Source organism: Providencia sp. PROV201 (genome assembly GCF_028479545.1).
GTDB classification, from domain to species: Bacteria; Pseudomonadota; Gammaproteobacteria; order Enterobacterales; family Enterobacteriaceae; genus Providencia; species Providencia huaxiensis.
Genome location: NZ_JAMPNW010000009.1, coordinates 119942 through 132865, shown reverse-complemented (window position 1 = coordinate 132865; position 12924 = coordinate 119942). Strand labels below are relative to the sequence as shown.

Here is a 12924-nt window from a genome sequence, read left to right as displayed (position 1 = left end):
CCAAACTAAATTAATATATTTATCATCAGCAAATGATGTTAGAATTTTACACAGTGTCGCACGGCAGTTTGCGCTTTTCTTCTGACTCACTTCCCCATAACTGCCACATTCAATTTGAAGCGGTGAAGCCCGGAGTAATTAATTTGACTACTTTTTCAGACCTCGCGTTAAACGAGGAAATTTTGCTTGCCATTAATGAATTAGGCTATGAAAGTCCTACGCCTATTCAACAACAAGCTATCCCAGCCGTGCTTGCAGGAAATGACCTTTTAGCTAGCGCCCAAACAGGTACAGGTAAAACGGCTGGTTTTACATTGCCAATTTTACAAAAGCTTATTACAACTCCTCGAGCAGGGAAGGATCGCAAGCCTATTCGTGCGTTAATTTTGACGCCAACAAGGGAGCTTGCAGCACAAGTAGCTGAAAATGTAAAAGAATATAGCCGTCATTTACGTATTCGTTCTTTTGTGGTCTTTGGTGGGGTAAGCATTAACCCACAAATGATGAAGTTACGTGGCGGGGTTGATGTCTTAATTGCAACTCCGGGGCGCTTATTAGATTTAGCGCACCAAAATGCGGTAGATCTTTCTCAAGTCGAAGTTTTCGTACTTGATGAAGCTGACCGTATGTTAGATATGGGGTTCATTCATGATATTCGTAGGGTGATTAATAAGTTACCTAAAAAGCGCCAAAACTTATTATTCTCAGCAACGTTTTCTGACGAAATCAAACAACTGGCGAATAAATTACTCAATAATCCAGTGACTATTGAAGTTGCTCCACGAAACTCAGCTTCGGAGCAAATTACCCAGTATGTGCATCTGGTTGATAAAAAAAGAAAAGCAGAGCTGCTTTCGTTTATGATTGGCCGTGAAAATTGGCAACAAGTCCTCGTCTTTACACGTACAAAACATGGCGCAAACCGTCTTGCTGAGCATTTAAATAAAGATGGCGTTAAAGCTGCGGCTATTCATGGCAACAAGAGCCAAGGAGCGCGTACACGTGCATTAGCTGACTTTAAATCTGGAGATATTCGTGTTTTAGTGGCAACGGATATCGCAGCTCGTGGTCTTGATATTGAACAGCTTCCTTATGTGGTGAATTTTGAGCTACCTAATGTTGCAGAAGATTATGTTCACCGTATTGGCCGTACAGGCCGTGCAGAATCAACTGGAATGGCTGTTTCCTTAGTCTGTATTGATGAGGCTAAGTTACTCAAGGATATCGAGAAATTATTGAAAAAATCGATTCCATTGATGGCGATTGAAGGCTATGAGCCCGACCCATCCATCAAAGCGGAGCCTATTCAAAAAACACCACAACGGAATGAACGTCGTTCAGGCGGTTCAGGTGATAGGAATCAGAGTAAAGCACCACGTCGTAGCAATGCACCATCGTCAAAGCCGAGTTCAGGAAAGGGGGCGGGTTCCCCATGGAAAAACGCACAGAAAAAAGTCAAACAAGGGCGTAGTGATAGTTAACCTCCCGTAATCTTGTAGCTCTTTTTAATGTTAATAGCATTGACTAGAGCTATTTGAAAAACCATTTCAAGCCAGTCTCTGGCCACTCCTGTCTTAGAATTTTTCCTGCTTATCAATTAAATAAACGGTATGATAAGCAGGAATTATTACGTTTTTTGTGAGTCACTTATGCGCGTTTTATTAGCTCCTATGGAAGGGGTTTTAGATCCTCTAGTTCGTTGTTTATTAAGTGAAGTTAATGACTATGACCTGTGCATAACAGAGTTTGTTCGTGTGGTTGATACCCTTTTACCCGCAAAAACATTTTACCGTTTATGCCCTGAGCTAAAGCATGAAAGTCGTACCCTTTCAGGGACACTTGTCCGTGTACAGCTGTTAGGGCAGCATCCTCAGTGGTTAGCAGAAAATGCAAACCGAGCGGTCGAGTTAGGATCTTGGGGGGTTGATTTAAATTGCGGGTGTCCATCAAAAACAGTCAATGGCCATGGCGGTGGTGCGACATTATTGAAACAACCTGATTTAATTTATCGAGCTGCTAAATCAATGCGAGAAGCGGTTCCAAAAGAATTACCTATTTCGGTTAAAGTCCGTTTAGGGTGGGATAGCTCTGAATTTGCTTATGAAATTGCAGATGCGGTTCAACAGGCAGGGGCCACAGAGCTCACTGTTCACGGTAGAACGAAAGAAGACGGTTATAAAGCAGAGAGTATTAATTGGTCTGCTATTGGAGAGATCCGCCGTAAATTATCGATCCCAGTGATTGCTAATGGTGAAATTTGGGATTATGCGAGCGCACAGCGCTGCCTTGAAATCACAGGTTGTGATGCCGTGATGATTGGTCGTGGAGCACTAAACACCCCAAACCTTAGCCGGGTGGTTAAATTTAATGAATCTAAAATGCCTTGGGAGCAGGTTGGCAGGTTGTTATTAAAGTATACGGAGCTTGAAAAACAAGGAGATACAGGCCATTACCATGCTGCTCGAATCAAGCAGTGGCTAGGTTATTTACGTAAAGAATACCATCAGGCAGATGAACTGTTTTCTCAGGTTAGATCGTTAAAAAATGCCCAACAGATTGCGCAAGTGATAACTGAAATTGTGAGTAATTAGTTATGAATAATGTTAATTAGCAAAATTTTATAGTTGCGAAATTAACTCATAGGGTCTTTACTTAATTGGTAGGAGAGCGATTTAATTTATTTAAAGCTCACACTGTTGCCTGAGAATATTTTGATGTATGTCGTGAAATTACCTAGTCTGGGAGGCGTAAGATGGGTGTAATAGCTTGGATTATTTTTGGTCTAATTGCTGGTGTTTTAGCTAAGTGGCTGATGCCGGGTACTTACCACATGGGGTTCATTATGACCACCGTGTTGGGGATTGTTGGTGCTGTTGTGGGTGGTTACATCAGCACTTTCTTTGGTAAAGGAAAAGTTGATGGCTTCAACTTTGGTAGCTTTGTTGTCGCGGTTATCGGAGCGATAGTCGTGCTGTTCTTAGCTGGGATATTTGCCAAATAGCTATTTTCTCTACTTGATAAATCTTTATTCTATAAGCCACTTGAATATTAAGTGGCTTATATTTTTATGGCGGTGGGGAGGCTACGACTCAATTGGCAGGCCGTTATCTTGCCCCCATTGGGCCCATGAACCATCATACAAACGTACGTTTTGGTTACCTAATAATGTTAATGCCATTAATATCACCGCAGCGGTCATTCCTGAACCACAGGTCGTCACAGAAGGTGCATGGATATCCACACCTTGTTTAGTAAAGATAGCTTTAAGTTGCTCTGGTGATTTGAATTCACCCTTTTCAACGAGAAGATCCCATGGGACGTTTTTGCTCCCAGGAATATGACCCATACGCAAGCCTGGACGAGGTTCCGGCGCTTGGGCAAGAAAGCGTGGCTCTGCACGAGCATCAATAATTTGAATTTTGCCTTGATTCACAATATCAAGCATTTGCTCTCGATTCAGTGCATTACTGTCTTTGCGTGTTGCATGGAACTGTTTCGCAGCTGGTGGAGTGACTTCCCCGGACTGAACATCAAACCCAGCAGTTTTCCAAGCATCGATACCACCAGCTAAAATTTTAACGTTTTTGCAGCCCATTGTAGTAAAAGTCCACCATGCTCTTGGGGATGAGAATAAATTATTCTGCGAATAAATAATAACTTGGGTGTCATTGCCAATGCCCATGGCACTAACGGCTTGGCTAAAAATATCGGCACTTGGCAGCATATGGGGTAAATCACAGCTTTTGTCTGCAATTTCGTCTTGATGAAAGAACTGAGCGTTAGGAATGTGTTCTTCTAAATATTGCTGGCGGCAATCATAAGGTGCAGTCGGTGGTGGAGAGGATGCATCGAGTACAACGATGTTGTCATCAAATAGATGTGAATTTAACCATTGTGGGGTGACGAAATAATCGTTGTACATAAGCTATCTCCATCCTGGGCTGATAAATTATTTTAAAATTATTGAATTTGATTGGGTGCTGGCAGTGCTGAAGGGGATTGCGGCTGCCCTTGTTCAAGGGGAGTTGTTGAACGTGTATAAATGTTCATACCCGCTAAAACAATACCGCCAACAGAACCAAAAGCACATAATGCGCAAAGTGCGATAACAACCTTTTTCATTTTTTATAGCCTGCCTAGTGATAAAAATTCAAAATAGTATAAGAACTCAAAGTATAACCGGATGAGTGTTGCAAACAAGTTAAAAGCTATTTTTTCTGTTGCATAATGGGCGTTTTGCAAAAAGCTTCCCAATTTTTATGTATAATGGGTATTAATACAGTAGTTTTGCGAAGCGGTTGGCAAAAAATTTTTTTTCCTATTTCGTATTGTTGTCGGTTTCGTTATCTTTCATCTTAACTTTGGTCACCTGCATAATTTATGTCCCTGTCAAATAAAACTAAAGAACAAATAACTCAGTGGTATAAAGGGTTGTCCGTACAAATTGACGGGTTTGTTTCCCGAGCCCCACAGCGGGAGATGATCGCGCAAGTCGCAAAAAACCTAGCGGATGATGATGGTCGCCATTTGGTCATAGAGGCACCTACAGGGGTGGGAAAAACGCTATCTTATTTAATACCGGGAATTGCAGTTGGCAGGGAAGAAGGAAAAACCTTAGTAGTCAGTACGGCAAATGTGGCGCTACAAGACCAAATTTATAGCAAAGATTTACCGTTATTAAGCAAAATTATTCCTGATCTAAAATATACGGGTGCATTCGGGCGTGCTCGTTATGTTTGTCCTCGTAATTTAGAAGCTATCTGCGCAGCAGAAGGCGAACAAATTGATTTAATGTTATTGGTGGAAGATAAAACAGAAATTGCGAATAGTGAAGAACGGGCAATTTGTCAGCAGCTGCGGCATGATTTTCAGAGCTTTGCATGGGATGGGTTAAGGGATCACCACAAACGTGCATTTAGTGATAGTTTATGGCGTAAAGTTAGCACTGATAAAATGAATTGTTTGGGTCGTAATTGCCAATTTTATCAGCGGTGTCCATTTTTTATTGCTAGGCGGGAAATTGAAGATGCCGATGTGGTGGTCGCTAATCATGCATTGGTTATGGCCGCAATGGAGAGTGAGTCGGTTTTGCCGGACCCGAAAAACTTATTATTAGTGCTTGATGAAGGCCACCATGTCCCAGACGTTGCGAGGGATGCCCTTGAAGTTGAAGGCGAAATTACGTTAGTTCAATTAACGGCACAGCTTGATAGCTTTATTCAGCATGTTGGGCAATATATGAGCCAATTTCGTCCAGTGAAGCCACCAAAGCTTGCTAATCCTGAACGGTTACAGCAGCATGCAGAAAAATTACGGGAAACATTTCGCGATTTCTCATTATTAGCGAATGCATTATTACCAGAAACATCAAAAGAAACTGAATATTTATTTCCACTAGGTGTGTTACCTGAAGCAATGCAATTAAGCTGTCAGGTGTTGTTCAAGCAGACTGATGCGTTACAAGGGCTGGCTGAAGCTATCTTAAATGATTTAACGGAACAAACTGCGAAACAAGATATCGTTCGCTTACATCGTTCCATTATTGTGACTAGCAGGGCTATGGGGTACTTTGAAAATATGTCGAAGCTATGGCGGCTGGCGGCATTAGAGCAAAGTTCAGGAGCTCCTGTGTCAAAATGGTTAAGTCGGCGTTATGAGAAAAACCAATCTCGTTTCTTTATGCATTGTGCGGGGATCCGAGTAAGTGAGCAGTTACAACATTTGTTATGGCGCAATGTGCCTCATATTGTCATTACCTCGGCAACACTGAGGTCGTTGAACAGTTATTCACGTTTTATGGAGCTCACAGGGCTATCCGAAAAAAGTGATGACCGCTTTGTGACATTGTCTTCCCCTTTTAACCATGTTGAGCAGGGTAAAATTATTATTCCTAAAATGGAATATGAGCCAACTATCAATAATGAAGCTGAACACTTAGCAGAAATGGCGGTATTTTTCCGTGAGCAATTTACTCAAAATACTCATCGTGGAGTATTGGTTTTATTTAGTAGCCAAAGAGCGATGGAAGGCTTTCTCGAACACGTAAAAGATTTGCGCTTGCAGCTTTTGGTCCAAGGAGATCAACCTCGCTACCGGTTAGTTGAAACACATTGCGAAAGAATTAACCAAGGGCAAGCTAGTGCCTTAATTGGCTTACAATCGTTTGCTGAGGGGTTAGACCTCAAAGGGGAATACTTAACTCAGGTCCATATTCATAAAATTGCGTTTCCACCAGTAACAAACCCAGTGATTATCACAGAAGGGGATTGGTTGAAATCATTGAAGAGATACCCATTTGAAGTACAAAGTTTACCGAGCGCTTCATTTAATTTGATACAGCAAGCGGGCAGGCTAATTCGTAGTCATGAATGTTATGGTGAAATTATTATTTATGATAAACGTTTACTGACTAAAAATTATGGTAAAAGGCTATTAAATGCATTACCAGTATTTCCGATAGAACAACCCGAAATACCTAAAAAACAGTAAATAATTAAATTAACTCATTTTATTTTTAGATATTTAAATAACAGTTTGATTTATAGTTATTTACTCGCAAATAAAATGGCCACTTTTCAGTGGCCATTGGTCAATTTTAATTGACTCTATTTACGACATTACTCAATATTTGCTTCTAAGAACCAGAGGAATTTATCCATATCGCGGGAAGCCGCAGTAAACATATCCGCAGTGTCTTCGTCTTCCACTTCATCAATGGCTTTGCGGATATCATTCGCGACAATAGCATAGCGGTCGGCTAACGCTTTCAAGTGGTCTTGTACGCTATGGATATTAATTGGGTAAGCTTCTAACGAGGTGAAGCGGTTAACTTCTTGGGTTGTACCAATAGCAACCCCACCCAATTGAACCGCGCGCTCTGCGAATTCATCTAAATGTTCAACTAACGTGGTTCTAAAGCCATCTAGCATTTCATGTACAGCGATAAAATTGCGACCACGCATATTCCAGTGGGCTTGTTTAGTCATTAGAGAGAGATCGGTAAAGTGGACAACCATAACATTAAGAATTCCAATGGTTTCCAATTTTACGCTGTCTTCCATATCATTACGTGTATATAAAAGTTCATTTGAAGATGCTTTAAATAATTTAGCTGTGCTCATGATTCATCCTCTCTTAAATATGAATTTGTTTAGTAACCTCATCTGTCAATAAATATAAAATAACCAAACTAATTTGTCATAATGTAATAAACGATTAATTTAATAGGTCTATTCGATATACTTTATTAACCGTTAATTAATTGTGGATCTTCGATACTAATCGTTTTTGACAATAAGTGCGATAGAGATAATTAATTTTTATTTAAAGCATAAACTAGAAATAAAAATAGATTATTTCAAATTGATGAATAAAACTTTACACGAAAAAAGGTTAATAAATATCAATATGTCGAATTTATTAACCTTGACTGTCTTTGTTTGCTTCTAGCTTTTAGTGGCTAGGACACTTTTTCAATTTTTGACTTTGGTACCGCTGTTGAGGTGGAGCCAATAGAAGCACAGACAATACATAATAAGGCTAACCACTGAGTCATCGTTAAGTGCTCATTTAGGAAAACAATTCCTAAAAATGCACCCATACAAGGTTCAAGGCTCATCAATGTACCAAAAGTTCGGGCAGGTAAACGCGTTAGCGCGATCATTTCTAAAGTATAAGGAAATGCGGTTGATAAAATCGCGACTGCTAGTGCAATAGGTAAAATTGAGGGGTCGAACATCACCTCGACACCTGTTTGCATTAAACCGATCGGGAAGAAAATCATCGCAGAAATAAATGAACCGATAGCCACGGTGGCAGCGCCATAGCCCGCTCCCGCTCGTTGGCCAAATATAATATACAACCCCCAACAGACACCGGCTCCGAGAGCATAGATAGCACCGAGTGTATCAATGGATTCAATATTATCGCCAATTGGGAGTAAAAATAATAACCCAACTATAACAAGGGCTATCCACAAAAAATCAATTGGGCGGCGAGAGGAGAACATTGCGACAGCTAAAGGACCAGTAAACTCTAGTGCAACGGCTATTCCTAATGGAATGCGCTCAAGGGAAAGGTAAAACAAATAATTCATCGTACCTAGGGACAAGCCGTAGGCTAGCAGTGGAACTAGCGAGCTTCTTCTGAATTTTAAACGCCAAGGTTTAAAAATAACAAATAATATAATTGTAGCAAGCAATAAACGTAAACCAGTAACACCGGGAGCGCCGATAACAGGAAATAAAGTTTTAGCTAAAGAAGCCCCGCTTTGAATAGAGGTCATAGCAAGCAGTAATAACCCGATAGGTAATAGCGGAAATGCGCTCTTTTTAGTGTCGGCAGACATAAATAAGTAAACCTCAGACAACGTAACTTAATTGGCAATAAATATTTAGAAAAATAAGTATTTAATGATGAAAAATAATTTCTGACAGATTATCTCATAAAACCCTGCTGCTTTATATTTCTTTATTTTACAGCTAACAATAACAAGGTGATAAATGTGCTCTATGGGTATTCAAGGTGTTGGTTTAACTGAATGGCGATGTTATAAACATGGATTAATTTTATGGTGGGAAGGATGATGCTTGAGCTTCTACACTAGGCTCGTATAATTCCATTCTCTAAAAAGCCACTATAAAAATGGAAATGAGGAACAAATGGGAAAAATTAAAAGCATTGCAGTGTATTGTGGTTCAAGCATGGGGAAAAACGAAATTTATCAGCAAAAAGCCATTGAATTTGCTAAAGAAATGGTTAGTCGCGATATCGCATTAGTCTATGGTGGGGCGAGTGTGGGGATTATGGGAACGGTTGCTGATACTGTTTTGTCATTAGGTGGTAAGGCGATTGGTGTGATCCCTTCATTGCTAGAAGAACGCGAAATTTCTCATAAGAATTTAACTGAGCTGTATAAAGTTGAAACGATGCATCAGCGTAAAAGTAAAATGATTGAACTTGCCGATGCTTTTGTCGCTTTACCAGGCGGTTATGGCACGCTTGAAGAGTACGCAGAAGTATTTACTTGGAGCCAAATTGGTTTACATACTAAACCATGTGCCTTGTTTAATATTAATAATTATTGGCAACCATTGATTGATATGACAAATAAAATGGCGGATGAAGGCTTCCTACATGAAAAATATCGTCATATGGCGATTGTGAATGATTCGCCAGCTGAATTACTAGAAAGCTTCGAAACGTATATTGCGCCACCAATTAAAACTTACGATTAGCATTAATATCGAAATCACAGAGAGGAATGCATGATAAGGGAAGCTATAAAAAGTGATATAGACTCTATTTTATCGCTTTATCAAATTTTGTTTTCGGAAATGGCATTACTAGACCCCGAGCGCTTACAACCTGCAGAGCAGGCTAGGGAATTTATTGAAAATACGATTATCGATGATAAATTTTATTTGTTAGTTGCTGAATTTAACGGTGAGATTAAAGGATTTTGCATCGCGCAACAACAAGTTGCTGATCCTTATAGCTGCATTGTTCCTCGAAATTTTGGTTATATTTTTGACTTAGTGGTTGACCCCAATTTCCGTGGTGAAAAAGCAGGGCAAAAATTACTCGATGGCATTAAAGTATGGGCGAAGAGTAGGCAGTTTAGCCATTTGGAGCTGTCGGTATTAGCGCAAAATCATAAAGCCATTAAGTTTTATGAGCGAGAAGGGCTAACAGAAATCAGCCGTACTATGGGGATCACGCTTTAGTTTGGCATTTAGTCAGCCTTTCCTTCCGTGCTAATCAATTTGCTGAAAACAGCACAAGATCTAAGCGGTGTAATATGGCATAATGCGCCGCTATTTATACCTGCCATACTCTAATGACCATGCATGGAATGTATTTTGCTGCTCAAATCACTATTTTGGGTTGTTTTGCACGCTGTAGTCATGGAACCCAAATCATCGCAGGCTATTTTACACCGTTTAATTTAAGGCATAGCAGTGTTAACAACGAACAATATCACTATGCAGTTTGGCAGTAAGCCACTGTTTGAAAACATTTCAGTTAAATTTGGCACAGGCAACCGTTATGGTTTGATCGGCGCAAATGGCGCAGGTAAATCCACATTTATGAAGATCTTAGGGGGAGACTTAACCCCAACAGCGGGTAATGTGAGCACGACTGATCCAAATGAGCGTATTGGTAAACTTCGCCAAGATCAGTTCGCATTTGAAGAATTTACCGTGCTTGATACCGTGATTATGGGGCATAGCGAACTGTGGGATGTAAAACAAGAGCGCGATAGGATCTACGCCTCACCTGAAATGAGCGAAGAAGACGGCTACCGAGTCGCTGACTTAGAGGTCGCTTATGGTGAAATGGACGGCTATAGCGCAGAAGCACGTGCAGGTGAATTATTACTGGGTGTAGGTATCCCTGTTGAACAGCATTATGGGCCGATGAGTGAAGTCGCACCTGGCTGGAAACTGCGTGTGCTGCTGGCACAGGCCCTATTTTCTGATCCAGATATTTTATTACTCGATGAGCCGACGAACAACTTGGATATCGATACGATTCGTTGGTTAGAGCAAGTGCTGAATGATCGTAACTGTACTATGATCATTATTTCCCATGATAGGCACTTTTTAAATACCGTATGTACGCACATGGCTGACCTAGATTACGGTGAATTACGTTTATTCACGGGTAACTATGATGAATATATGATCGCGGCAACCCAAGCTCGTGAACGTCTATTGTCGGATAACGCAAAGAAAAAAGCGCAAATTGCTGAGCTGCAATCTTTCGTTAGTCGTTTTAGTGCGAATGCTTCTAAGTCGAAACAAGCGACTTCCCGTGCACGTCAAATTGATAAAATTCAATTGGATGAGGTGAAAGCGTCTAGCCGTCAAAACCCATTCATTCGTTTTGAACAAGAGAAAAAATTGTTCCGCAATGCACTGGAATTAGAAGCGGTAACGAACGGTTATGACCAAGGGCCATTATTTAAAAACGTCAATTTATTACTGGAAGTTGGCGAAAAAATGGCGGTTATTGGTGCTAACGGTATCGGTAAAACGACATTCTTAAAAACGCTGGTGGGTGAACAACCTGCAACGAGCGGAATGGTTAAATGGTCAGAAAACAGTAGCATTGGTTACTATGCTCAAGACCACGCAGAAGATTTTGAAACAGATTTAACCGTGTTTGACTGGATGAGTCAGTGGAAAAGTGAAGGAGATGACGAGCAAGCGGTGCGCAGTATTTTAGGCCGTTTACTGTTTTCTCAAGATGACATTAAAAAGAAAGTTAAAGTGTTATCCGGTGGTGAACAAGGGCGCATGTTATTTGGTAAGTTAATGATGCAACAACCAAATATTTTGATTATGGATGAACCAACCAACCACTTGGATATGGAATCTATCGAGTCATTAAACTTAGCTCTCGAATTATACAAAGGAACGTTAATTTTCGTTTCCCATGACCGTGAGTTTGTTAGCTCGTTAGCGAGCCGTATTTTGGAGATTAAAGAAGATAAAGTCATTGATTTCAAAGGTACTTATGATGAATACCTGACAAGCCAAGGTGTCGTTCTTTAAATCTGGTTTTTGGATGAAAAACAAAAAGCCCTCAATTATGAGGGCTTTTTAATGGGCGAAGTAAACTTAGTTTTTCTTCACAAATTCAGATTTCAATTTCATTTGGCCGAAGCCATCAATTTTACAGTCGATATTGTGGTCGCCTTCGACCAAACGGATACCTTTAACGCGGGTACCAATTTTTAGCATAGAAGAGCTGCCTTTGACTTTAAGATCTTTAATAACCGTGATGGTATCACCATCAGCTAACAGGTTGCCATTGGCATCTTTTACAATCAATTCATCAATATCAGCTACAGGCTCGGCATCATTCCATTCATGCGCGCACTCAGGGCAGATATACATATCGTTATCAGTATAGGTGTATTCAGACTGGCATTTCGGGCAAGGAGGGAATTGCATATTCATACTCTCAGTAACTTTATCAAAAGAATAAACAGTGGTGATATTTAAACCATCAAGCACCACAAAAGAGAGATAGTATAAGGTGAAAGGAGAATTAAATTATTTTTTCGGATTATTCCTAATTTTGATGTGGTGAAAATGGGAAAAAGGCGAGAAAAGCCTCGCCTGAATGATGAGAAAAAACAACTTGCCCGAAAATTTAGTCGTTAGCCTTTAGCACAGACTTCACAATGGGGATCTTTGCTAAGTTTAAATTGGCGAAAATCCATAGTCATTGCATCAAATAACAATACTTTTCCTGAATTAACTTTCCCATAATTAGCTAATAATTTAATTGTTTCCATTGCTTCTAGCGTACCAATGGTACCAACTAAAGGGGACATAACTCCGGCTTCAACACAAGTTAAGTTATTTTCACCAAATAAACGGCTTAAACAGTGATAACAAGGGGTGCTTTCTTCATAAGTAAAAACAGATAATTGCCCTTCCATGCGGATGGCAGCACCTGAAACCAGTGGTTTTTTCTGTGGTAAACACAGGCGATTAAGCTGTTCACGAATGGCAACGTTATCGGTGCAGTCTAAGACCACATCATGGTGCATGATTAATTCATCAAGTTGAGCATCATCTAGTTGTGCATTGACGGTGTCAATTTGGATATGTGGGTTAATGGCAGCAAGTTGCACTTTAGCTGAATCAACTTTGGGTGTACCAATGGTGGCGTCACGGTGCAAAATTTGCCGTTGCAAGTTAGACAACGACACAGTATCGAAATCCACCAATGTCAGATGACCGACACCGGCAGCAGCAAGGTATTGTGTTGCAGCGCAGCCTAAACCGCCAAGGCCAATAACTAGCACTTTGCCAGCCTTAAGTTTTTCCTGCCCATCGAAATCAAACCCACGGAGGATAATTTGGCGGTTATACCGCAACATTTCCAGATCGCTAAGCTCTTGCACAG

Annotated in this window: 13 protein-coding genes; 7 read left to right on the top strand and 6 right to left on the bottom strand. The window is 40.5% G+C overall.

Features of this window, described 5'->3' with window-relative positions:
* The first annotated feature begins 143 nt into the window (after positions 1-143).
* From rhlE to PR809_RS09770, 3 genes are all read left to right on the top strand, one after another.
* Positions 144-1481, top strand: a complete 1338-nt coding sequence (gene rhlE, locus PR809_RS09780; protein WP_195698359.1) for an ATP-dependent RNA helicase RhlE — start codon at positions 144-146, stop codon at positions 1479-1481.
* Positions 1482-1649: 168 nt separating this feature from the next.
* The gene (gene dusC, locus PR809_RS09775; RefSeq protein ID WP_102138375.1) at positions 1650-2591 is read left to right on the top strand and encodes a tRNA dihydrouridine(16) synthase DusC; all 942 of its coding nucleotides are present in this window, start codon (positions 1650-1652) and stop codon (positions 2589-2591) included.
* A 161-nt stretch (positions 2592-2752) separates the two neighbouring features.
* Positions 2753-3001, top strand: a complete 249-nt coding sequence (locus PR809_RS09770) for a GlsB/YeaQ/YmgE family stress response membrane protein (RefSeq protein WP_004256598.1) — start codon at positions 2753-2755, stop codon at positions 2999-3001.
* Between the two features lie 81 nt (positions 3002-3082).
* Here PR809_RS09770 and sseA read toward each other — a convergent pair whose 3' ends face one another.
* A complete protein-coding gene (gene sseA / locus PR809_RS09765) occupies positions 3083-3922 on the bottom strand; it encodes a 3-mercaptopyruvate sulfurtransferase (RefSeq protein ID WP_206275901.1) in 840 nt (279 codons plus the stop codon).
* A 38-nt stretch (positions 3923-3960) separates the two neighbouring features.
* A complete protein-coding gene (locus PR809_RS09760) occupies positions 3961-4122 on the bottom strand; it encodes a hypothetical protein (RefSeq protein ID WP_004256593.1) in 162 nt (53 codons plus the stop codon).
* Positions 4123-4380: 258 nt separating this feature from the next.
* Between PR809_RS09760 and dinG the strand changes: the two genes are divergently transcribed.
* Positions 4381-6489 carry an ATP-dependent DNA helicase DinG gene (gene dinG / locus PR809_RS09755; protein ID WP_102138377.1) on the top strand — a complete coding sequence of 703 codons (2109 nt, stop codon included), beginning with the start codon at positions 4381-4383 and terminating at the stop codon, positions 6487-6489.
* Between the two features lie 128 nt (positions 6490-6617).
* Here the strand turns inward: dinG and dps are convergent, their stop codons facing one another.
* Positions 6618-7121 (bottom strand): DNA starvation/stationary phase protection protein Dps, encoded by a 504-nt coding sequence (gene dps, locus PR809_RS09750; RefSeq protein ID WP_102138378.1) that lies wholly within the window; start codon positions 7119-7121, stop codon positions 6618-6620.
* Between the two features lie 338 nt (positions 7122-7459).
* Positions 7460-8347, bottom strand: coding sequence for a threonine/homoserine exporter RhtA (gene rhtA, locus PR809_RS09745; RefSeq protein WP_102138379.1), 888 nt, complete (start codon positions 8345-8347; stop codon positions 7460-7462).
* A 313-nt stretch (positions 8348-8660) separates the two neighbouring features.
* Between rhtA and PR809_RS09740 the strand changes: the two genes are divergently transcribed.
* From PR809_RS09740 to PR809_RS09730, 3 genes are all read left to right on the top strand, one after another.
* Complete coding sequence (locus tag PR809_RS09740) at positions 8661-9236, top strand: TIGR00730 family Rossman fold protein (RefSeq protein ID WP_166266405.1); 576 nt, start codon at positions 8661-8663, stop codon at positions 9234-9236.
* A gap of 30 nt (positions 9237-9266) precedes the next feature.
* Entirely contained in the window at positions 9267-9725 is a 459-nt protein-coding gene (locus PR809_RS09735; protein WP_206275900.1) for a GNAT family N-acetyltransferase, read from the top strand.
* A 234-nt stretch (positions 9726-9959) separates the two neighbouring features.
* Positions 9960-11558, top strand: a complete 1599-nt coding sequence (locus tag PR809_RS09730; RefSeq protein ID WP_102138382.1) for an ABC-F family ATPase — start codon at positions 9960-9962, stop codon at positions 11556-11558.
* Positions 11559-11624: 66 nt separating this feature from the next.
* On the opposite strand, the gene PR809_RS09725 is transcribed toward PR809_RS09730, so the two are convergent.
* Together PR809_RS09725 and moeB are read right to left on the bottom strand one after the other, a co-directional pair.
* Positions 11625-11960, bottom strand: a complete 336-nt coding sequence (locus PR809_RS09725; protein ID WP_004909208.1) for a zinc ribbon domain-containing protein YjdM — start codon at positions 11958-11960, stop codon at positions 11625-11627.
* A gap of 209 nt (positions 11961-12169) precedes the next feature.
* On the bottom strand, positions 12170-12922 hold the full coding sequence (gene moeB, locus PR809_RS09720; RefSeq protein ID WP_195698362.1) for a molybdopterin-synthase adenylyltransferase MoeB: 753 nt from the start codon (positions 12920-12922) through the stop codon (positions 12170-12172).
* Positions 12923-12924 lie beyond the last annotated feature (2 nt).